This window comes from Kitasatospora sp. NPDC051984, assembly GCF_044593455.1.
Lineage (GTDB): Bacteria > Actinomycetota > Actinomycetes > Streptomycetales > Streptomycetaceae > Kitasatospora.
In genome coordinates this window covers 231,846-252,033 of record NZ_JBIUCB010000008.1, presented here as the reverse complement: position 1 = coordinate 252,033, position 20,188 = coordinate 231,846, and the positions used below count along the sequence as shown (strand labels likewise).

At 72.9% G+C, this 20,188-nt stretch carries 20 protein-coding genes; 10 read left to right on the top strand and 10 right to left on the bottom strand.

Features of this window, described 5'->3' with window-relative positions:
* Positions 1–34 precede the first annotated feature (34 nt).
* Positions 35–664 (bottom strand): hypothetical protein, encoded by a 630-nt coding sequence (locus ACIHEI_RS18805; protein WP_392953693.1) that lies wholly within the window; start codon positions 662–664, stop codon positions 35–37.
* A gap of 203 nt (positions 665–867) precedes the next feature.
* On the opposite strand from ACIHEI_RS18805, the gene ACIHEI_RS18800 reads away from it, so the two are divergent.
* The gene (locus tag ACIHEI_RS18800; RefSeq protein WP_396607388.1) at positions 868–2,151 is read left to right on the top strand and encodes a hypothetical protein; all 1,284 of its coding nucleotides are present in this window, start codon (positions 868–870) and stop codon (positions 2,149–2,151) included.
* A 59-nt stretch (positions 2,152–2,210) separates the two neighbouring features.
* Here ACIHEI_RS18800 and ACIHEI_RS18795 read toward each other — a convergent pair whose 3' ends face one another.
* The 4 genes from ACIHEI_RS18795 to ACIHEI_RS18780 all read right to left on the bottom strand — a co-directional run bounded on the left by ACIHEI_RS18795 (position 2,211) and on the right by ACIHEI_RS18780 (position 5,790).
* Positions 2,211–2,855: a response regulator gene (locus ACIHEI_RS18795; RefSeq protein ID WP_392953698.1), complete on the bottom strand. Its 645-nt coding sequence runs from the start codon at positions 2,853–2,855 to the stop codon at positions 2,211–2,213.
* The gene (locus tag ACIHEI_RS18790; protein WP_396607387.1) at positions 2,846–4,018 is read right to left on the bottom strand and encodes a sensor histidine kinase; all 1,173 of its coding nucleotides are present in this window, start codon (positions 4,016–4,018) and stop codon (positions 2,846–2,848) included. Before ACIHEI_RS18790 ends, ACIHEI_RS18795 begins: the two co-directional genes overlap by 10 nt.
* A gap of 153 nt (positions 4,019–4,171) precedes the next feature.
* A complete protein-coding gene (locus tag ACIHEI_RS18785) occupies positions 4,172–4,846 on the bottom strand; it encodes a DedA family protein (RefSeq protein ID WP_396607386.1) in 675 nt (224 codons plus the stop codon).
* A 215-nt stretch (positions 4,847–5,061) separates the two neighbouring features.
* Positions 5,062–5,790 carry a transglycosylase SLT domain-containing protein gene (locus ACIHEI_RS18780; RefSeq protein WP_396607385.1) on the bottom strand — a complete coding sequence of 243 codons (729 nt, stop codon included), beginning with the start codon at positions 5,788–5,790 and terminating at the stop codon, positions 5,062–5,064.
* A gap of 753 nt (positions 5,791–6,543) precedes the next feature.
* On the opposite strand from ACIHEI_RS18780, the gene ACIHEI_RS18775 reads away from it, so the two are divergent.
* The 6 genes from ACIHEI_RS18775 to ACIHEI_RS18750 all read left to right on the top strand — a co-directional run bounded on the left by ACIHEI_RS18775 (position 6,544) and on the right by ACIHEI_RS18750 (position 13,168).
* Positions 6,544–7,485, top strand: a complete 942-nt coding sequence (locus ACIHEI_RS18775) for an AEC family transporter (protein ID WP_396607384.1) — start codon at positions 6,544–6,546, stop codon at positions 7,483–7,485.
* Between the two features lie 112 nt (positions 7,486–7,597).
* The gene (locus tag ACIHEI_RS18770; RefSeq protein WP_396607383.1) at positions 7,598–9,097 is read left to right on the top strand and encodes an SDR family NAD(P)-dependent oxidoreductase; all 1,500 of its coding nucleotides are present in this window, start codon (positions 7,598–7,600) and stop codon (positions 9,095–9,097) included.
* On the top strand, positions 9,094–9,600 hold the full coding sequence (locus tag ACIHEI_RS18765) for an NUDIX hydrolase (RefSeq protein WP_396607382.1): 507 nt from the start codon (positions 9,094–9,096) through the stop codon (positions 9,598–9,600). The genes ACIHEI_RS18770 and ACIHEI_RS18765 overlap by 4 nt, the downstream gene beginning before the upstream one ends.
* A 581-nt stretch (positions 9,601–10,181) precedes the next feature.
* A complete protein-coding gene (locus ACIHEI_RS18760) occupies positions 10,182–11,729 on the top strand; it encodes a hypothetical protein (protein WP_396607381.1) in 1,548 nt (515 codons plus the stop codon).
* A gap of 304 nt (positions 11,730–12,033) precedes the next feature.
* Positions 12,034–12,573: a hypothetical protein gene (locus ACIHEI_RS18755; RefSeq protein WP_392953719.1), complete on the top strand. Its 540-nt coding sequence runs from the start codon at positions 12,034–12,036 to the stop codon at positions 12,571–12,573.
* Between the two features lie 4 nt (positions 12,574–12,577).
* Positions 12,578–13,168 carry an O-methyltransferase gene (locus ACIHEI_RS18750; protein ID WP_396607380.1) on the top strand — a complete coding sequence of 197 codons (591 nt, stop codon included), beginning with the start codon at positions 12,578–12,580 and terminating at the stop codon, positions 13,166–13,168.
* A 66-nt stretch (positions 13,169–13,234) separates the two neighbouring features.
* On the opposite strand, the gene ACIHEI_RS18745 is transcribed toward ACIHEI_RS18750, so the two are convergent.
* Positions 13,235–14,299, bottom strand: coding sequence for an LUD domain-containing protein (locus tag ACIHEI_RS18745; RefSeq protein ID WP_396607379.1), 1,065 nt, complete (start codon positions 14,297–14,299; stop codon positions 13,235–13,237).
* Between the two features lie 195 nt (positions 14,300–14,494).
* On the opposite strand from ACIHEI_RS18745, the gene sigJ reads away from it, so the two are divergent.
* Positions 14,495–15,373: an RNA polymerase sigma factor SigJ gene (gene sigJ, locus ACIHEI_RS18740; RefSeq protein WP_396607448.1), complete on the top strand. Its 879-nt coding sequence runs from the start codon at positions 14,495–14,497 to the stop codon at positions 15,371–15,373.
* Between the two features lie 47 nt (positions 15,374–15,420).
* Here the strand turns inward: sigJ and ACIHEI_RS18735 are convergent, their stop codons facing one another.
* Complete coding sequence (locus tag ACIHEI_RS18735; protein WP_392953726.1) at positions 15,421–15,936, bottom strand: DinB family protein; 516 nt, start codon at positions 15,934–15,936, stop codon at positions 15,421–15,423.
* Between the two features lie 43 nt (positions 15,937–15,979).
* On the bottom strand, positions 15,980–16,393 hold the full coding sequence (locus tag ACIHEI_RS18730; RefSeq protein WP_396607378.1) for a DUF6223 family protein: 414 nt from the start codon (positions 16,391–16,393) through the stop codon (positions 15,980–15,982).
* A 192-nt stretch (positions 16,394–16,585) separates the two neighbouring features.
* On the opposite strand from ACIHEI_RS18730, the gene ACIHEI_RS18725 reads away from it, so the two are divergent.
* Positions 16,586–17,713, top strand: coding sequence for a sensor histidine kinase (locus ACIHEI_RS18725; protein ID WP_396607377.1), 1,128 nt, complete (start codon positions 16,586–16,588; stop codon positions 17,711–17,713).
* Positions 17,710–18,372, top strand: a complete 663-nt coding sequence (locus ACIHEI_RS18720) for a response regulator (RefSeq protein WP_396607376.1) — start codon at positions 17,710–17,712, stop codon at positions 18,370–18,372. Before ACIHEI_RS18725 ends, ACIHEI_RS18720 begins: the two co-directional genes overlap by 4 nt.
* A gap of 316 nt (positions 18,373–18,688) precedes the next feature.
* On the opposite strand, the gene trxB is transcribed toward ACIHEI_RS18720, so the two are convergent.
* Both trxB and ACIHEI_RS18710 read right to left on the bottom strand, forming a co-directional pair.
* The gene (gene trxB / locus ACIHEI_RS18715) at positions 18,689–19,684 is read right to left on the bottom strand and encodes a thioredoxin-disulfide reductase (protein ID WP_396607375.1); all 996 of its coding nucleotides are present in this window, start codon (positions 19,682–19,684) and stop codon (positions 18,689–18,691) included.
* Positions 19,685–19,689: 5 nt separating this feature from the next.
* Positions 19,690–20,121, bottom strand: a complete 432-nt coding sequence (locus ACIHEI_RS18710) for an arsenate reductase ArsC (protein ID WP_387861709.1) — start codon at positions 20,119–20,121, stop codon at positions 19,690–19,692.
* Between the last annotated feature and the right edge of the window lie 67 nt (positions 20,122–20,188).

Here is a 20,188-nt window from a genome sequence, read left to right as displayed (position 1 = left end):
GACGGCCACCGCTCCACAAGCGACTTGGAGGAAGCTACAAGAGCGTGGAGGTGAGCCGACGGCCCTCCGCCAGGAAAGCCGTGGTCGCCGACAGATCGCCCAGCTCGGCGAGGGTGCGGGCGGCACCGAACGGGGCGTTCCAGAACGCGCCGGTGCGCGGCGCCGACGGGCCGACGTACGCGTACGGCTCGGCCAGGAAGGTGTCGCCGGGCGAGACGCCGTAGTTCACCTCGTCCACCGTCACCGCAAGGTCGAAGTGCTCCGGCCACAGCACCGGATCGGCCTGCGCGAACAGCGCCCGCAACGCGGCATCGCCGTGCGCGAAGCAGGCGGCGACGGCGTCCGCACCCGCCGCGTCCAGCTCCAACGGCTGGTCGAGGGCCACGCCCGAACCGTCCCCGTACAACCCCTCGGGGCGGCCCGGCACGATCCCGACGAGCGCCCCGAGTTCCGCGCAGCTCGCCCCCGCGAGCTCCAACGACCGTCCGGCGCTGAGCAGTTGAGCACCACTGACCCGCAGCCGAGGCTCGAACCGAGTGGCGAACCCACCCGGATACGCACGCAACCTCACCGTCCCCGCCGCCCGGTACTGCGGACCGGCCAGCAGGTGCTCGGCCACCGCGTGCAGCGCGGTGCGGGCCTTGGCGAACCGCTGCGCATCCATACCGCCATCCTCGCGCGCGAGCCTGCCCGGGGCCAGGCCTGGAGGGTTCCGATCCGGTTGCCGAACGGGCCGATGCCGTGCGGCCGCGGCGCAACCCCCGGCGGGCCCGCGGCCACTGGGCGAAATGGCGACATTGATTCGATCTGGAATTCGATTATTTGACGATCCGTTTAAAGGGTCGGCCCAGCTCCCAATCTTTCGTCATGGCGAACGGCGTGTTCCACACCGGATACGGCATCGAGATCAACCTGACCGAGCCCGACCTCGGCCACCGCGACCGACCAGAGCTCCTGGCCCAGATCACCGCACCGATCGACCAACGCGAACGCGAACTCCTCGAATGCCTCCAGCACCACCACGAAGGCCGGTGCGAGGCAGAAGAACACGACGCGGAACGCTCACCCTGGATGACGATCCGGCGCCGCACCGTCCGCGGTCGCACCACCTGGGTCGCCGCACACCTGCCGATCCGCCGCACGCCCACGGCGGAGGAGAGCGACAAGCACAAGGCGATGAAGGAACGCATCGCCCGCGCCGCCGACCGCCACGGCTGCACCTGGGAGCTCGAGGCCCGCACCGCCGACGGCAAGGTGCGCACCGACGTCCTCGTCACCGGGCCGGGCGGGCTCCGGATCGGCTGGGAGGCGCAGTACTCGCCGATCACCGCGGAGACGGTGCGCCGGCGCTCCCGGAACGCGGCCGCGCACGGGATCGTGCCGCTGTGGGTGACCAGCAGCGACCGTGCCGCACTGATCGACCGGGCACCGTGGGCACGGGTCGACGACCTGTCGTGGCGGCAGATCGCCTCACCGCTGGCGATGGTCGTCCGCGCCGGAATCCGACACCTGCAGCAGTGGAAATGCACCGCGAGCAGCGTACGAACCTGCCCGGTGAACGGATCGTGGTGCGGGAAGATGCACACCGGCTGGTACCTGCCGGCACTGTGCCTGCCGGAGAAGGCACCGACCCAGGTGGACGAGCTGGTCGGGGCCAGCGCCACCGGCGAGTTCGTTCCGATGCGGGTGCCGATGCAGACCGACGGCAGCACCGTCTCCAGGATGTGGGTGCCGGCCGCCGACCGGGACCGCTGGAGAGCGACCTTCGCCGAGGACACCGAGCCGGGCACCGACGAGCAGGCCCCGGCCGACGCCGCGATCACCTACACCCGCGGGGAACTCGACCCCGTCTGCCGCTACGGCGAGGAGACCTACACCTTCAACGACCCGCGCCCCCGCCGGGGCAACGCCGACGCCGCGTCCCTGCACACCTTCGACACCGTCCCCGACCGGCTGCTGGCCATCCCCCGCCAACTCCGCCGCCTCGCCCTCACCCCCGAAGAACGCCACCGGGCCGCGGCCGCCCTCGGCTGCGACATCGCCGACCTCGGCCCGTGCGCCGGCTGCGGAGAACCCATCAACCGCTACGGCCCGTACGGCATCCACGCCTGCGCACCCTGCCGCCTGCGGGTGCTCACCCACCGTCCCTGAACCTTCGGGCCACCCGCGGACGGCCGGATTGTTCGCGCTGAACCGGCCGCAGGCGTGGCTCAGGCGCCGAGGTAGCGCAGGACGGCCAGGACGCGGCGGCTGTAGCCGGCGGTGCGGGGGAGGTCCAGTTTGTCGAACAGGGCGTTGAGGTGTTTTTCGACGGCGCTCAGGGAGAGGTGCAGGCGGGCGGCGATCGCGGTGTTGGTGTGGCCCTCGGCGAGGGCCTCCAGGACGGTGCGTTCGCGGGGGGTGAGGCGGGCCAGCGGGTCGGCGTGCTCGGTGCGGACGACCAGGCGGCGCACCACCTCCGGGTCGATCACCGTACCGCCGGAGCCGACCCGGGTGAGGGCGTCCAGGAACTCGTCCACCTCGGCGACCCGGTCCTTGAGCAGGTAGCCGACCCGTTCCGCGCCGGACGCCAACAGCTGGGCGGCGTAACCGCGTTCGATGTGCTGGGAGAGCACCAGCACGCCGACCTCGGGCCGGCTCCCGCGGATCCGCACCGCGGCCCGCACGCCTTCGTCGGTGTGCGTGGGCGGCATTCGGATGTCGACCACCACGACGTCCGGCGGGTCGGCGTCGACCGCCGCGAGCAGGGCCTCGGCGTCGCCGACGGCGGCCAGCACCTGGTGGCCCTCCTCGGCGAGCAGCCGGACCAGGCCCTCCCGCAGCAGGGTCGAATCCTCGGCGACGATCACCCGCATGGCAGCTCCGCAGTGACGACGGTGGGGCCCCCGGCGGGGCTGTGGACGTGCAGTGTCCCGTCGAGCGCGGCGACCCGGCCGCGCAGCCCGGACAGGCCGCCGCCCGCCGGGTCCGCGCCGCCCCTCCCGTCGTCCTCGACCCGGACGGTGAGCCGCGCGCCGTCCCGCCCCACGACGACCTCGACGGTGTTGGCGGCGGAGTGCTTGGCGGCATTGGTGACGCACTCGCTGACCACGAAGTACGCGGCGGTGAGCACCGGTTGGGGCAGCGTCCCGGCCTCCCGGGGGCAGTGCACCCGCAGCGGGATCGGGCAGCGCTCGGCGAGGCCGGCCAGCGCCTCGTCCAGCCCGAGGGTGTCCAGCGCGGACGGGAAGACCCGCCAGGCGACCTCGCGCAGCTCGGTCAGCACCTCGGCCGCCTCCCGATGCGCCTGGCGCAGCAGTTCGTCGGTGCGCTGCGGGTCACCGCCGCGCCGGGCCCGGCCGAGCAGCAGCCGCAACGCGACCAGCCGCTGCTGGACGCCGTCGTGCAGGTCACGTTCGATCCGGCGGCGTTCGGCGTCCACGGCGTGCAGCACCGCGGCCCGGCTGTCGGCGAGTTCGGCGATCCGGTGGCGCAGCAGCTCGGCCTCGGACGGGCCGAAACAGTCGCGGGCCAGCCGGGCGTCCAGGTCGGCGAGCGAGGCCAGGCCCTGAACGGCGAGAAACAGCAGCACACCGCCGAGCAGCACCTGCCCGAACAGATCGGCCACACTCAGCGTGCCGCGCAGCGCCCCCGCCGCGAGCAACACCACCAGAACGGCGCCGAACCCGATCAGACCGAGCACCAGCCCCGCCACCAGCCCGACGCCGGTGCGACGGGCCAGGTAGCGCAGCAACTCGCGGTCCTCGGCGCGGTAGTGGACGGGGAACCGGTCGCCGAACCAGACGGCCCGGCGCGCCCGTTCCACGGCGGCCAGCCGGACGGCCCCGCCCTGCAACGCGGCCCGGGCCCGCGGCCCGATCCGCGGCCACGGCAGCAACGGACCCAGCAGCGCACCCGCCAACACCAGGTACAGCGCGGCCGGCGGTGCGGTCAGCACCCCCAGCAGCCCGCCGAGAGCGCGCCGCGGCCACGGCGCCGGTGCGACGCTGTCCCCCACCACGATCGATCCCTCCCCCATGGACGGGAGCCTACTGTCCACCACGATCACCCCACCCCCACGGGCCACTTGAGCCACCACCGCCACCACCGGCCATCGGCGACACCCCGGTTGCCCGCAGCGATCGCCCCACCACCCACCGCCGGCCCCCACCCCTACCGCCCGCCGCAGGCGTCAGCGGGCGCGGCGGTGGCGGGCGTCGCGGCCGCGCAGGCGCAGGCCGAGGTAGACGGCGATCGCGATCAGGGCGAGCACCAGGACGGTCTTGGAGAAGATTCCGACGTAGCCCTCGACCACGTCCCAGCGGTCGCCGAGTACGTAGCCGGCCAGGACCAGCACGCTGTTCCAGGCGAGGCTGCCGATGGCGGTGAGTGCGGTGAAGCGGGCCAGGGCCATGCGTTCGACGCCGGCGGGGACCGAGATCAGGCTGCGGAAGATCGGCACCATCCGGCCGAGCAGGACGGCTTTGGTGCCGTGGCGGGCGAACCAGGCCTCGGTGCGTTCCAGGTCGGAGGCCTTGACCAGGGGCAGCCGGGCCCAGATCGCGTGCATCCGGTCACGGCCGAAGACGGCGCCGAGCAGGTAGAGGGCGAGGGCGCCGGCCACCGAGCCGGCCGTGGTCCAGCCGAGTGCGGACAGCAGGCTGAGGGTGCCGCGCCCGGCGGCGAAGCCGGTGAGCGGGAGGATCACCTCGCTGGGCAGCGGCGGAAACAGGTTCTCCAGCGCGATGGCGAGTCCGGCGCCGGGCCCGCCGAGGGTGTCCACCAGGCCGGCCGCCCAGCCGGCGACGCCGTCGGTGGGTGCCTGCTCGGTCGCCAGGGAAGCGGTCGCCAGGGAAATGAGCTGCATCGCCGGGGTTCTCCTCACGAGTGGGTGGCCCGCGGGCCGTTCGCCCGGGGTCGTCACTCATCCTGGAATCCGCAGCTCACCGGCGGTACGCGGTTTCCCACCCACTCCGATTACGGGTTTCCGCACCCCCGTCCGGAACGGTTCCGGACATGCCGCGGCCCCCTGCGGAACGAGTCCGCAGGGGGCCGAAGGGCAGAGCTGGCCCGGAAGCCGGCTTAGTAGCCCTTCCAGTAGGCGCCGTAGCCGCGGGCGGCGGCCATGTTGTCCATGGAGCCGTAGCGGGCGTCGCAGTAGCGCGAGCTGGCGATCAGGTTGTCGACGGGGTTCCGGATGTCCTTGTGGCCGGGCAGCGAGTAGGCGCGGAAGGTCGGCTCGATCATCTGGGTCAGGCCGATCGACGGGGTGCCCTTCTTGGCGTTGATGTCCCAGTTGTTGACGGCGTTCGGGTTGCCGGAGGACTCGGCGATCGCCGCGGCGTGCATCGCCTTCGCGGACGGGACGGGCTTGCCGGCGGCGGCCAGCGCGTCGCGGGCCTCGGCGATCCAGCCGTCCAGGTTGTTGGCGTAGGTCGGCTTGGCCGGCGCGGGGGCGGGCGCCGGGGCGGGGGCCGGCGCCGGGGCCGGGGCCGGGGCGGGAGCGGGGGCCGGCTCGGGCTGCGGCTGCGGCTGCGGCTGCGGCTGCTCGGCAGGCTGCTGCTGCGGCTGCTCGGCAGGCTGCGGCGCGGCCGGCTGCTGCGCGGCGCTCTGGCCGTCGGTGGCGACCGCAGCGGTCGCGGCGGGGGCGGGCGACGGGCTGGCGAACGCCTGGGTGGCGGGCAGCAGGGCGCCGACGGCGATGGCACCGGCCAGGCCCACGCCGAGGAAGGCGTCGGGCATGCGGTGGTGGCCCATGCGGATCTGGCGGATCTGCGGCAGTCGGCCCAGGTTGTTCTTGATGCGTCGCATTTCGGGTACCTCCGAGAGTCGTGTTCCAGGTCACGCCGCACCCGGTTTTGCCAAGGGGGGACCTCCGCAGGACTGCGGGGGTTCCTCGGCCCGGGACGGCCGGCCCGGCGGCTCGTGCTCACCGGGGACGCTGCGCCGCATGCGTGCTGCGGTCTGCTGCGCCGTGAAGCCCCGTGAGCAGCTGAACGGCTCGGGGCACAACCACGACATTGCCTGAGCGCCCAACCCGGCTGCAAACACCCCGAAATGGGACGACCCGGGCCGGTCGACCGGCCCGCATCCCTTGCGCCCCAAGGGAATTGGCACGTCGTCGCGGCCGGTTTTCCCAGCTGCTTATGAGCAGCCTCACAGCCGGCTCCCAGGAAGCGCCAACCCCGCCCGGCGCCACGGAATTTGGGCCGGAGCCCAGTCCTGCCAAGGGTTCCGCGCCATCGCCGACCGGTCTCCCGCCCGCCCCGAGCGGCGGGGCCCTGTGACCCCGGCCACCGCCCGTCCGCTGTGACCCGGCCCTCACCCCGACCACCCACCGCAGCCGCCCGGCCACCCGTCGCGGCGAGGCTGTGACGGGGGCCACCGGCCACCCCTGCCCGGCTGTGACGGGGGCCACCGACCGCCCTGCCGCACACCCGCGCCCGACTGTGGCCAGGGCCACCCGAACCGGCCGACGGCCGCCGCCCGGCTGTGACGGAGGCCACCGCCGACCCCGCCGAACGACCGTTCGGGCACGCCTGGTTGACTGCGGCGGGAGGTCAGGTGGAAGCGTTGGTCGCGGCGTTCGCGCCGATCTGGGTGCTGACTGCGGTCGGGTGGCTGGCGGCACGGACGGGGCTGCTGGGTGCGGACGCCGAGTCGGTGCTCGGCCGGTTCGTGTTCCACGTGGCGATGCCGGCCGCGCTGTTCACGGTGGTCGCCCGCACCGATCTGGCGGGGTTCGCCAACACCTCGATGCTGGCGTTCGCTGCCGGAACGCTGGCCGCCTCGGCGCTGGCCCTGCTGGCGGGCCGCCGACTGTTCAAGCGCGGACCCGCCGAGCGGACCATGGCCGTGATGGCGGCGGGCTACGTGAACTCGGGCAACCTCGGCATCCCGGTGGCCGCGCAGGTGCTCGGCGACGCGTCCTTCGTCGCGCCGGTGCTGCTGTTCCAGGTGCTGCTGGTGACGCCCGTCATGCTGGCCCTGCTGGACTCCGCGACCGGTTCCGCCGCCCCACCGGCCGAGCGGCTGCGGCGCCTGGCGCTGCTGCCGCTGCGCAACCCGGTGATCCTCGGTGCGGGGCTGGGCGCGGTGTTCTCGGCGGCCCACTGGCACCTGCCCGGGCCGCTGGCGCACTCCGTGGAACTGCTGGGCGGCGCGGCCGTCCCGGCGGCGCTGGTCACCCTCGGCCTGTCCCTGCACACCCCGCCCGGCGCGGCGGCGCAGCGTCCGGACCGTGCCGAGCTGGCCGTCACGGTACTGGTGAAGACCGTCGCCCAGCCGCTGGCCGCGCTGGCGGTGGGCGCGCTGCTGCTGCACCTGCCGGGGCCGCAGCTGCTGGCGGTGGTGCTCCTGTCGGCGCTGCCGACCGCGCAGAACGTGTACGTGTACGCCCGGCTGTACGGGGCGGCGCCGGCGCTGGCACGCTCCTCCGTCCTGGTCTCCACGGTGCTGTCGATGCTCACGCTGTCGGGCATCGCCTGGGCACTGGGCGGACGTTGAGCCCTCTCGGGCGTGCTGCACCGAAGTGCGGCAGGTCACAGGCTTCGCCCCGGCCCGGCCCGCTCACGTAGAGTTCGCCGGTATCCATGGGGAGATAGAGGAAGCATCCGCAGTGACGAACGCGCAGAGCCAGCCGGGCACCGAACCGGTCGAGGACGACATCGACTACGGCAAGGGCATCGACCCCGACCGCCTTGAGCTGTGCCTGAGCGTGATCGCCGAGCTGGACGAGATCCACGTGGACCACCCGGACGCGATCCGGGTCCGGATGGCCGTCGGCGGGATCTTCCGCACGCTGAAGCAGCGCCGCCGCCAGGAGACCCGGGCCCGCAAGACCGCCAACGACCGCGCGGTGACGTCCCGGACCGCGACGGGTGCGCCGGGCCGGATCGACGACGAGACGGCGGGTGTGTTCGGTCTGAGCACCGAGACCACCAGCGAGCTGGCGGGCATCCTGGAGCGGGCCCGCTCCTGCTACATGTGCAAGCAGCGGTACACCGAGGTGGACGCGTTCTACCACCAGCTGTGCCGCAACTGCGCCGCGCTCAGCCGGCAGCGGCGGACCGCCCGCGCCGACCTGACCGGCAAGCGCGCGCTGCTGACCGGCGGCCGCGCCAAGATCGGCATGTACATCGCGCTGTGCCTGCTGCGCGACGGCGCGCACACCACCATCACCACCCGGTTCCCGAACGACGCGATCCGCCGCTTCTCGGCGATGCCGGACAGCGCCGAGTGGATCCACCGCCTGAAGGTGGTCGGCATCGACCTGCGCGACCCGGCGCAGGTGATGGCGCTGGCCGACGAGGTCGCCGCGGACGGCCCGCTGGACATCCTGATCAACAACGCCGCGCAGACCGTGCGCCGCTCCCCCGCCGCGTACCGCGAGCTGATCGCCGCCGAGTCGGCGCCGCTGCCCGCCGGCGCGCTGCCCGCCTCCACGGTCATCGGCCGGTACGGTTCGGGCGCGGTGGACGTGCCGGCGCTGCCCGGGCAGACCCGCACCGAGCAGCCCGCGGTGAGCGCCGAGGAGGTCACCTCGCTGGCGCTGGTGACGGGTTCGGCCTCGCCGGAGCGGATCGCGGCGGGCACCGCGATCGACGCCGGCGGCCTGGTGCCGGACCTGGCGGACACCAACAGCTGGGTGCAGACCGTCTCCGAGGTCGGCCCGATCGAGCTGCTGGAGGTGCAACTGTGCAACTCCACCGCCCCGTTCATCCTGATCAGCCAGCTGCGCCCGGCGATGGCCGCGTCCCCGGCCCGCCGCAAGTACGTGGTGAACGTGTCCGCGATGGAGGGCGTGTTCGACCGCGGCTACAAGGGCGCCGGCCACCCGCACACCAACATGGCGAAGGCCGCGCTGAACATGCTGACCCGCACCAGCGCGCAGGAGATGTTCGAGACCGACGGCATCCTGATGACCGCCGTGGACACCGGCTGGATCACCGACGAGCGCCCGCACCCCGACAAGATGCGCCTGCACGAGGAGGGCTTCCACGCCCCGCTCGACCTGGTGGACGGCGCGGCCCGGGTGTACGACCCGATCGTCCGCGGCGAGCTGGGCGAGGACCTGTACGGTTGCTTCCTGAAGGACTACCAGAAGGGCAAGTGGTGACGGAAGCTCAACTCCCGGTCGGTCCGCACCCGTTGCCGCTGGTCGGCGCGGGTGGCCCGCACCCGGTTCCGCCGCTGGTCGGCGCGGGTGTGATCGTGCCGACCGGGGACGGCCGGGTGCTGATCGGACGGCGCACCACGGCCGGCGAGCCGCCGACCTGGAGCCTGCCGGGCGGCAAGGTCGACCACCCCGGCGAGTCCTTCGAGCAGGCCGCGGCACGGGAGTTGGCCGAGGAGACCGGCATCGTGCTGCCCGCCGAGGAGATGCGGGTGCTGGCGGTGCTGCTCGACCACGAGCTGGGCCGCACCCGGGTGACGGCGGCGGTGCTGGCCCCGCCGAGCCTGGCCGAGGCGCTGGTCACCGAGCCGCACGCGTGCGCCGGCTGGGAACGCTTCCCGGTGGACGCGCTCCCCGAGCCGATGTTCTACCCGTCCGCCCAGGTCCTGGCCGCCTGGCTGCCGAACCATCCGGCGCCCGGCGGCACTTGGCGCTACTCGACCTGACGGTCCGTCAGCTCCCGCTCACCGCGCGTAGCGTCGCGCCGCGACACTCGCCCCCCGGCCGTACGGCACCGGGTCCGAATGGTGCGGATGCGGATCGTCCGATTCTGCGAGCCGGGCCGCGGCGCCTCCCGGGCCGCGAGCCTCCGGCCCGCGGCCCCCTCGACCCGTCACCGCTCGCCGCGCAACGCCGAACGTTCGTCTACCGCCGCACCCAACGCGACCTGCGCGGACGACCGTTCAGCACTTTTCCGCGCGGCGCCCGGACCGGCTCCGGCCCGACCGCGCCCCCATGATCTCCACGCCATGCGCACACCGCCGCCAGGTACCGGTTCGCTGACGATGCGGCAAACACTGGGGCTTACCAGGTGGTCGGCGGCGTGCGGTATGTGTATCGTCGCAATGCGCTATCAGGGACTTACCGCGGGCAGCAGCTGGGGGCGGCCATGGCAATCCAACTACCACCGGGACTCAATGCCATCGTGGGCCTACTGGGCGTACGGTTCCCCGGTGCCAATGAAGATGAACTGAACCGACTGGCAGACCAGTTGGAGAAGTTCGCGGGCGCTTTGGACTCCGCCCAGATGACGGCCGACAGAGCGCTGACGATGCTCCACGAGGTGTACCAGGGATCCTCGGCCGACCGGCTGGCGGAGCTGTGGAGCACCATCACCAAATACTCCAAGGTGATCGTCGAGGCCTGCCACACGATATCCAAGGTGCTGCGGGCCGCAGCCCTGGTGGTCGAGGGAGCGAAGACCGCGTCGATCGTCCAACTGGCCAGCATCCAGGCGAGCTTCGCAGCCGCCTCCTCGACCGGTCCGTGGAGCTCCGCGGCGGTCCTGCGGCTCGGCCGCGAGATCATGAAGCAGCTGCTGAACCAGGCGGTCAGCCGGCTCGCCCACACGCTGCTCCAGCCGATCGAGGACATGATCGTCAAGGCGGCGCAGCAGATCGCGCCGACCCCGTCCAACAACTCCAACGGACAGGGCTTCAGCGTCGACCTCGACCAGGTCGCCTCCTGCGCGGCCGATCTGCGCCGCGGCGCGGACGACATCGAGTCGCACGGCCTGGACTTCAAGCGCATCGTCTCGGGCCTGAAGCTGGGCGAGTCCGGCGACCCGTTCGGCCGGTTGGCCATCCAGATCGCGGAGAAGATCCTGCAGACCATCGCCGAGGACGTGCTCAAGCGCATCCTGGGCTCGTTCCGCGACACCGCGGCCAAGATGGACAAGATGGCCGGCAACCTCAGCGACAACGAGGACAGCAACCGGACCTCGCTGAACAGCATCGCCTCCCTGGTGGCGAACCCGCTCAGCCCCAACCTCGCGACCGGCACCGGGGTCAACTCGGTCGGCGGCGGCTCGCATATCGGCGGAGGCCGCGGCTCGGCCGACGCCGGACTCGCCGCGTTCGCCGCGCTGTCGCCCAAGCTCGGCCCGATCGGCGGCGGAGGCTCGCGCGGCGGCAGCAGTGGCAGCGGGCTCGACATGCTGGGCCTGAAGAGGCCGAACCTCGGCGCCGTCGGCTCCGGCAGCCACGGCGGCGGCGGCGGTGGCGGCGGGGCGGGCGGCGGCTCCGGATCCGGCTCCTCGGGTTCGGGCGAGGGCATGGCGGGCGGCTTCGTCACCCGGCTCTCCGCTCCCGGCGGCGCCGGCTCCAAGGGCGGCGCCCTGCGCCTGGGCACCAACCTGGACAACGGCCACGACGGCGCTTCCGGCGTCGGCGGCAGCGGCTCCGGCGGCAGCGGCGGCACCGGCACCAGCACCGCGGGCCTGTCCGGCCGTCCCCCGATGGCCGGCGGCATGATGGGCATGCCCATGGCCGGCGGCGGCTACGGCCCGGTCGGCGGCGGCAGCGGCATCCGCGGCGCCCAACGGCGCGGCGGCCAGGTCGCCGGCGACAGTGCCGGCGGCAGCGGTGCGAACGGCGAGAACCCCGCCGACGGCGTCATCGCCGACGCGAGCTCGGTCGGCGCGGGCATGCACTCCTCCCTGCAACTCGGCCGGGTCGCCCCGGTCCGCAAGGAGCCCGGCGAGGAGCGCGCCGAACGCGACGACCGCTACGACGACGACTTCGACGCGGACCTCTCCGACCTCCCGGACTTCACCGAGTTCTCCGACCCCGCCTGATCACCGCACCACCCCAAGGGCCCCGCGCCCGGGCCACCGCCCGGGCGCGGGGCCTTCGGCATGCCCCGGCAACGGGCCTGACGGCCGGTCAATTCATCGCGCGCCCCATTCCCCACTACCGCCCCTCACGCCTCATCACACCCCCTGCGTTCCTCTCTTCCCTCCCCCATGTTTCCTCTGTACCACTTCCCTTGAATTGACCGTGAACGGTAAACTTTCCCCCCTGGTGGTGTGGACCACGAACGAAGGCGGTGGCTAGGGTCGATTCCGGCCCGCACCCTCGAACCTGCGACGGGACATGTCCGTGACCGACACTCTGGCGGCACCCGACGCCGACGGCGCCCGCTACGAAGCCGACCGGCTCGACGCGACCGCCGCCTGGGTGGCCCGGCACCGTCCGCCCGGCAGTGGGGCGCTCGCCGAACTCGGCGCCCGGGACGGCGCGTTGACCGGCCGCTTACTCAGGGCTGGCTACACCGTGCACGCCGCCGAGCCCGACCCGGCACTGCGCCAGCGCCTGCTGTCGGCTTTCGGCCGCCGCACCCGCCTGCGCCTGAGCGCGGCCGATCTCGCCGCCCCGCCGCCGGTGCGCCGCCGTTTCGGTGCCGTGCTGCTGATCGAGGCCCTGCAGGCCGGCCAGGACCTGGAGTTGCTGCACGCCCTGCCCACCGACCTGCTGTTCGTCGCGCTCGCCCCGACCGCGCTGGACGTGTGCCTGCGCCCCTGGCTCTCCGCCCAGCAGGGCTGGCTGCTGGTCGAGGAGATCGATCTCGCAGCCCCGCGCGCCGCCACCCGCCGCCCGGCCCCGGGCAGTCGCGGCATCCTGCTGCGTCGGGCATGCTGACGGCATGTCGATTCCCGGAACCTACGCCGACCGCACCGCCCTCCCCCAACTTGTCGTCCGGGCGGTCGAATTGGCCGAGCGGCTGGGCTTCACGCAGTCCTGCCGCCCGGAGCAGGGGCGGCTGCTCCAGGCGCTGGCGGCAGGCGCGGCCGGCCGGATCGGCGAGACGGGCACGGGCTGCGGTGTCGGCCTCGGCTGGCTGCTGGCGGGGCGGCGGCCGGGGGTACGGGTGGTGAGCGTGGAGCGCGAGGCCGAACGAGTGGCGGCCGTACGGGAGTTGTTCGCCGACGTGCCCGACCTGGAGATCATGCACGGCGACTGGACGGCGATCGCGCCGCACGGCCCGTTCGACCTGCTGGTCCTGGACGGCGGTGGCAACGGCAAGCAGTCGCCGCCCGCCGACCCGGATCTCCTGCTGACCCCGGCGGGCACCCTGGTGGTCGACGACCTGACTCCCCTCACCGCCTGGCCGCCGACCCACCAGGGCCGTCCGGACGCCGGCCGCACCGCCTGGTACGACCACCCGTCCCTGCTCACCACCGAGGTCCGGCTCGCCCCGGACCTCGCCACCCTGCTGGCCACCCGCCGCCCGTGAAACCCGTGAAACCCGTGAGGCATGAGGACCGTGAGGCGTGAGGCCCGTGAGGCGTGAGGCCCGCCGTCAGTACCCGACCGCCTCCCGGAGCAGCAGCACGATGCCCTCACTGAACCGGGTCGGGCTGTTGAACACCACCAGCTGGTTGACGGCGCTGGGCACCCCGTAGGCGGCCTCGGTGCGGGCGGTCTCCAGCGGGAGGGAGTGCTCCTCCAGGCGGCGCAGCGCGGTGGGCAGGTCGGGGACGATCTTCTGCGCGCCGGTGATCCAGATCACCCGGGCGGCGCCGCCGGTGTAGGCGGGCAGTTGGCTTCCGCTGCCGGAGGCGACCACCAGGGAGCCGGTCTCGGTGAGCGCGGCGACGCTGCCGATGACCACGTCGGGGGTGGCGAGCAGGTGCCGGATCCCGTCGGCCTCGGTCTCCCGGTCCATGGTCAGCACGCGGGGCTTGACGGAGCGGGGGTACTGGTCGCTGTTGAGGTCGTCGTCGATGCCGGACAGCCGGAGCGTCTCGCTGGCCGTGGTGAACACGCTCGCCTTCTCCGGGACGAGTTCCCGGACGCGGGCGCGGGCGGCTTCGAGGTCCGGCAGGATCTCGACTCCGAAGCCGCGGGCGGCGAGTGCGTCGGCCGCCCGCTCCAGGCGGTCGGCGGTGGCCGGTTCGGTCCAGCGGGCCGCGGGCGCCTCGGCGGTCTCGCCGGGGGCGGATCCGGCGAGCGGGGTGGTGTCCAGGTAGCGGAGTTCGTAGACCCGCTCGGTGAATCGCCAGCCCTCCGAGGTGCGCCGGTAACTGTCGTGGTAGATGGCGTAGTTGAGGCCTTCGATGCCGTTGCGGGTGCGGGCGATCTCGTGCATGTGGGCGCGGCCGGTGGCGGTGTCGCCGTCGATGGTGATGGCGCCGGGGTGGGTGTTCTGGACGAAGAACACCCACTGTTCCTGGAGTTTCTCGCCGCCGAGCCGGATCTCCTCGGGGCCGGTGAGCTCGATCGGGATGTTGGGCATCCGCAGCACGCCGTCCGCGGTGAACAGCGCGGCGAGGCGGGCGCGGTCGCGCATCGTCACCGCGTCGGTGAACTCGGCCTGCAGCGCCTGGATCTCGACGCGGTCGGCGATCGCCTGAAACGTGGTCATCGGATTCTCCGTTCGTCTTCCTGACCAGTACGACAGAGCAGCCGCGCGAAATGTGACGCGGTGGCGCGACGTCACATTCCGACGCCCTGCGCGGTCGTACCGATGAGAGACGAGAGCCACCGAGAAGGAGACGGACGCGTGCGGAACACCCTGGACCACCAGCCGGACAACGACCGCGACGACCTGGACGCGATCATGGGCGAGCGTCGCCGGCTGACCAATCTGGCGTACCGGCTGCTCGGTTCGCTGGCCGACGCCGAGGACGTCGTGCAGGAGACGTACGCCCGCTGGTTCGCGCAGTCCGAGCGGCAGCGGGCCGAAATCGAGTCACCGGGCGGGTGGTTGACGACGGTGGCGGGCCGGATCTGCCTCAACCTGCTGGGCTCGGCCCGGGTGCGCCGGGAGCGTTACGTGGGCGAGTGGATCCCGGAGCCGTTGCCCGCCCATCGCGAGGGAGCGGGCGGCGCGGCAGCCGACCCGGCGGACCGGATCACCCTCGACGAGTCGGTCCACATGGCGTTCCTGGTGGTGCTGGAGTCGATGACGCCGGCCGAGCGGGTCGCGTTCGTGCTGCACGACGTGTTCCAGTACCCGTTCGCCGAGGTGGCGCAGGTGCTGGGCCGATCCTCCGCGGCCTGCCGCCAGTTGGCCACCTCGGCCCGCCGCCGGATCCGCTCCTCGCCGTCGCCGACCACGCCGGCCGGCGCGCAGGCGGGCATCGTGCGGAGCTTCAAACGGGCCTGGGAGAGCCAGGACGTCCGGTCGCTGATGGACCTGCTCGACCCCGACGCCACGGTGATCGCCGACGGCGGCGGCCTGGTCGGCGCCCTGCTGGAGCCGCTCACCGGCCGCGACAACATCGTCCGCGCCTACCTCAGCATCGCTCACTTCATCCCCGCCATGACGTTCCTGGAACGCACCGTGAACGGCCAGCCGGGCCTGATCGCCCAACTCGACGGCGTCACCGTCACGGTGTTCGCGTTCCGGATCGTCGACGACCGGATCACCCACATCTGGGGCGTCCGCAACCCGGAGAAGCTCCGCCCGTGGACGGACGCGGACGCTCCGGCCTAGATACCGACTTGGCCTGGATACCGACTTGGCCCGGGTGCCGAATCGGCCTATTTGCCGGTCCGGCCGTCCAGCAGCTCGCGCACGATGTCGAGGTGCCCGTTGTGCCGGGCGGTCTCCTCGATCAGGTGCAGCAGGACCCACCGCAGGTCCATGTGCAGGCCGCCGCGCATCGGGCGGACGGCCCTCGCGTCGAGGTCGTGCTCGGCGACCAACTTCCGGAAGCGGACGGCCTGTTCCTCGTACTCCGCGAGCAGCTGCTCCAGCGGTACGTCGACGGCCGTCCGCATCTCCGGGTCGGGGTCCTCCTCGGTGGCGTCGACCAGCGGGCCGGCATCCTCCCCGCCGAAGAAGACCACGTGGAGCCACCAGTGCTCCACCCACCGCAGGTGGCTGATCAGCCCGCACACCGTCATCAGCGGGGAGTCGGGCAGCGGCGAACGCCGGGCGTCCTCCGCGGAGATTCCCTCGCACTTGGACCGTGCGGTGGCCCGGGCGTAGTCGAGGAAGGTGGTCAGCTGCGTGCGCTCGTCCCAGGCGGGAGGCGTATCGGTTCGCTCAGTCATCGCGCGTAGTCTGCCCGACCGCTGACGATCGGTCGACGAGATTTCAGCCGACGCGGCGGGAGCGCCTCAACTCCCGTGCGCACAGCACCGTGCCGGCCAGGCCCACCAGCATGGCCACGAAGGCGCCGCCGAGACCGTTGCCGGTGCCGAGCCCGCCGGACGCGGTGGCCGCGACCACGGCGCCGAGGGCCGTGCCGGCGATCGCCGCGCCCAGGGCAGCGGCGGCTCCACGCCGCCCGGGCCCGACGGCGGTCCTGCCCTTGCTGCGGGCCAGCGCGAGTCCGCCGGTGACGGCACCGGCCAGCGCCAGCAGCGCCGCCACGATGGCCCAGATCCGTCCGGCGCTGAAGGTGGTCACACTTGCTGCGACGGGTGCGTCGGCGGTGGCCGGTGCGGCGAGCGCGACGGCGGCGACGAGGACTGCGCAGGCCACAACGGTGAAGCGTCGTACGGACATTGGGGTGCCCCTCTCCTTCTGGCGGTGACCCCGATCCTGTCCGCCGCGCCCGCCCCGGTCGTCCGGCAGACGCAGACAATCGGCGCTGCTGCGGATGCCGCAGGGGCTACGGATGTACCGCGAACGCAGCAGCCGGGTGATCATCCGCTCGGATGACCCGCCCGCGCGGGCCTCCCGGCTAGGGTGCCGCGCATGGGTAGCGGACGGTCCGGCCTGCGGGCCGTAGCCATGGACTGGGTGATCGCCGTCGGCGTGGCGGTGGCCCTGCTGATCACCGGACTGTCCGAGCCACACGGCGCGACGGGCCCCGACCTGCTCGGCTTCGCACTGCTGGCGGCCGGCGGGCTCGCGCTGGCGGCGCGCCGCCGGGCGCCACGCACCGTCCTGGCCGTCACCGGGCTGTGCGCGGCGGGGTACCAGGCGGCCGGGTTCGACGTGCCGGCCGTCGCGTACCTGTTCGCGGTGTACGCGGCCGTGCGGGCGGGCCACCGCTGGTTCACGGTGGTGGCGAGTGTCGCCATGCTGGCCTCCCTCCCCGCCGCCGCGCTGCTCTCCGGCCTGCACGACACCGGCCAGGCGTTCGCGCAGGCCCGGGGCGCCCTGCAGATCGCCTGGCTGATCGCCGCCGGGGCCGCCGGGGAGGCGCTGCGGCAGGCCGAGTTCCGGGCGGACGCGGCCGAACGCACCCGCGAGGAGACGGCGTTGCGCCGCGCCGACGAGGAACGCCTGCGCATCGCACGGGAGTTGCACGACTCACTGACCCACCAGATCTCGGTCATCAAGGTACAGGCCGAGGTCGCCGTCCACGTCGCCCGCCGACGCGGCGAGCAGGTGCCGGACGCCCTGCTGGCGATCCAGGAGGCCGGACGCGAGGCAGCACGCGAACTGCGCGCCACGCTCGAGGCGTTGCGCGACGACGACACCGCCCCGCCGCGCGGCCTCGAAGACGTCCCCGACCTGGTCGAGCGGGCCCGCACCTTCGGCCTGCACGCCACACTCACCGTCGAGGGCCAACTCCCGGACGTACCAGCAGCGGTGGGCCGGACCGTCTACCGGATCGTCCAGGAGTCGCTCACCAACGTCGCCCGCCACGCCGACGCCGCAACAGCCTCTGTACTGATCGACTGCCGCCCCGACACCCTGGCGCTCCGCATCGACGACGACGGCACGGCCACCCCAACTACCGTACCCCCAGCGGGCGTTGGCCTGCTCGGCATGCGCGAACGGGTGACCGCCCTCGGCGGCCGCCTGCGCGCCGAACCCCGGGACGGCGGCGGCTTCACCGTGCAGGCCGAACTGCCCGTGGACCGGGCCTCGTGATCCGCGTCCTGCTGGCCGACGACCAGCCACTGATCCGCAGCGCCTTCCGCGCCCTCCTCGAACTCGAGGACGACATCGAGGTGGTGGCCGAAGCCGCGAACGGCCAACAGGCCGTGGAACTGGCCCGAACACACCTGCCCGACGTCGCACTCGTCGACATCCAAATGCCCGGCACCGACGGCATCGAGGCAACCGCCCGCATCGCCGCCGACCCCACCCTTACCAGGGTCCACGTCGTCATCCTGACCAACTACGGCCTGGACGAGTACGTCTTCCACGCACTGCGCGCGGGCGCCGCCGGATTCCTCGTCAAGGACATCCTCCCCGACGACTTCCTGCACGCCGTCCGCGTCGCCTCCCGCGGCGACGCCCTGCTCGCCCCGTCGATCACTCGCCGCCTGATCGACCGCTTCGTCGCCCAACCGCCAACCGCCGTCACCAACACCGGACTTGAAGAACTCACCGCCCGCGAACGCGAAGCCGTCACCCTGGTCGCGCAAGGCCTCTCCAACGACGAGATCGCGGCCCGCATGGTGATCAGTCCGGTCACGGCGAAGACCCACATCAACCGAGCCATGACCAAACTCCACGCCCGCGACCGCGCCCAACTCGTCGTCCTCGCCTACGAATCCGGCCTGGCCACCGCCCGCCGCCCCTGACCGCCCCGGCCCCCAGCCCATCCGATCAGGGTCGTCAACTCGCGCCACGCGGAAAGCACCCGGAAGTGATCTTGCCAACCCGAGGCACCTGTGACTTTCTGGAATCGACCCGAAACTGTCCGCATCGGGCAGTCGGCAACCAGTCCGCCCCCCACGATCAGCACGGCCGGGCACCGACGCCCACCACCAGCACTGGCGGCTGATCCCCGTGGGCGCCCCGGGCGTGTACGAGATCGCCAACCGCAGCAGCGGTCGGACGGCGACCACCGGAACCGCCAGTGGCAGTTGCTCCCCGCGTGATGCCCGACAGCAGGTGTCAGACCGCGACGGCGGCGCTCTCGGCCACGGTCTCGGCGCCGGTCAGCGCGGCAAGGTGGCGCTCGGCGTCCAGCGCGGCGGAGGCGCCGGTGCCGGCGGCGGTGATCGCCTGGCGGTAGACACGGTCCACGACGTCGCCGGCGGCGAAGACGCCGGGGATGTTGGTGCGGGTGGAGGGGGCCTCGACCTTGAGGTAGCCCTCGGCGTCGAGGTCGAGCTGGCCCTTGAACAGGTCGGTGCGCGGGTCGTGGCCGATCGCGATGAACAGGCCGGTGACCGGGAGCTCGCGCAGGTCACCGGTGTTGCCCCCGTCCTTTGTCACAGTGCGGAGGGTCAGACCGGTCAGCTTCGGGTCGCCGTGGATCTCCTCGACCGCGCTGTCCCAGGCGAAGCGGATCTTCGGGTCGGCGAAGGCGCGTTCCTGCATCGCCTTGGAGGCGCGCAGGGTGTTGCGGCGGTGGACCACCGTGACGCTGCGGGCGAAGCGGGACAGGAAGGTGGCTTCCTCGAGGGCGGTGTCGCCGCCGCCGACGACCGCGATGTCCTGGTCGCGGAAGAAGAAGCCGTCGCAGGTCGCGCACCAGGAGACGCCGCGGCCGGAGAGCTTGTCCTCGCTCGGCAGGCCGAGCTTGCGGTGCTGCGAGCCGGTGGTGACGATCACGGCGCGGGCGGGGTGCACGGTGCCCTCGGAGTCGGTGACGGTCTTGATGTCGCCCGTGAGGTCGACGGCGATGACGTCGTCCGGGACCAGCTCGGCGCCGAAGCGCTCGGCCTGGGCGCGCATGTTGTCCATCAGCTCGGGGCCCATGATGCCGTCGCGGAAGCCCGGGAAGTTCTCCACCTCGGTGGTGTTCATCAGCGCGCCGCCGGCCGTGACCGCGCCCTCGAACACCAGCGGCCGGAGGGAGGCACGCGCGGTGTACAGCGCAGCGGTGTACCCGGCCGGACCGGAACCGACGATGATCACGTCACGGACGTCAGTGGCAAAGGACACGGGAATCAACTCTCCTTGTTCTGGGTGGCGTTGGCGTCGATATCAGCGATCAGCCCCTCGATCAGGGTGCGGATCGCGTCGCGGATCGGGCGGACGGCCTCGACGCCCTGCCCGGCCGGGTCGTCGAGCTTCCAGTCGAGGTACTGCTTGCCGGGGAAGTAGGGGCAGGCGTCGCCGCAGCCCATGGTGATCACGTAGTCGGACGCCTGGACGGCCTCGGTGGTGAGGATCTTCGGCCGCTGGTCGGAGATGTCGATGCCGACCTCGGCCATCGCCGCGACGGCAGCGGGGTTGACCTCGCGACCGGGGGCGGAGCCGGCGGAGCGGACCTCGACGCGGTCCCCGGCGAGGTGGGTGAGGAACCCGGCGGCCATCTGGGAGCGGCCGGCGTTGTGCACGCAGACGAACAGCACGGAGGCGAGCGGCGCGGCGGTCATGGGTGGGCGGTTCCTTCGTTCGATCGGAAGTCGCGGGCCGGAACAGGCCCTTCGAACAACGGCGTCC

Excerpts from the sequence above, each read along its gene's own strand:
- ACIHEI_RS18805 (WP_392953693.1), bottom strand. The coding sequence starts at position 664 with ATGGATGCGCAGCGGTTCGCCAAGGCCCGCACCGCGCTGCACGCGGTG.
- ACIHEI_RS18800 (WP_396607388.1), top strand. The coding sequence starts at position 868 with ATGGCGAACGGCGTGTTCCACACCGGATACGGCATCGAGATCAACCTG.
- ACIHEI_RS18795 (WP_392953698.1), bottom strand. The coding sequence starts at position 2,855 with ATGCGGGTGATCGTCGCCGAGGATTCGACCCTGCTGCGGGAGGGCCTG.
- ACIHEI_RS18790 (WP_396607387.1), bottom strand. The coding sequence starts at position 4,018 with ATGGGGGAGGGATCGATCGTGGTGGGGGACAGCGTCGCACCGGCGCCG.
- ACIHEI_RS18785 (WP_396607386.1), bottom strand. The coding sequence starts at position 4,846 with ATGCAGCTCATTTCCCTGGCGACCGCTTCCCTGGCGACCGAGCAGGCA.
- ACIHEI_RS18780 (WP_396607385.1), bottom strand. The coding sequence starts at position 5,790 with ATGCGACGCATCAAGAACAACCTGGGCCGACTGCCGCAGATCCGCCAG.
- ACIHEI_RS18760 (WP_396607381.1), top strand. The coding sequence starts at position 10,182 with ATGACGGCCGACAGAGCGCTGACGATGCTCCACGAGGTGTACCAGGGA.
- ACIHEI_RS18750 (WP_396607380.1), top strand. The coding sequence starts at position 12,578 with ATGTCGATTCCCGGAACCTACGCCGACCGCACCGCCCTCCCCCAACTT.
- ACIHEI_RS18745 (WP_396607379.1), bottom strand. The coding sequence starts at position 14,299 with ATGACCACGTTTCAGGCGATCGCCGACCGCGTCGAGATCCAGGCGCTG.
- sigJ (WP_396607448.1), top strand. The coding sequence starts at position 14,495 with ATGGGCGAGCGTCGCCGGCTGACCAATCTGGCGTACCGGCTGCTCGGT.
- ACIHEI_RS18735 (WP_392953726.1), bottom strand. The coding sequence starts at position 15,936 with ATGACTGAGCGAACCGATACGCCTCCCGCCTGGGACGAGCGCACGCAG.
- ACIHEI_RS18730 (WP_396607378.1), bottom strand. The coding sequence starts at position 16,393 with ATGTCCGTACGACGCTTCACCGTTGTGGCCTGCGCAGTCCTCGTCGCC.
- ACIHEI_RS18725 (WP_396607377.1), top strand. The coding sequence starts at position 16,586 with ATGGGTAGCGGACGGTCCGGCCTGCGGGCCGTAGCCATGGACTGGGTG.
- ACIHEI_RS18710 (WP_387861709.1), bottom strand. The coding sequence starts at position 20,121 with ATGACCGCCGCGCCGCTCGCCTCCGTGCTGTTCGTCTGCGTGCACAAC.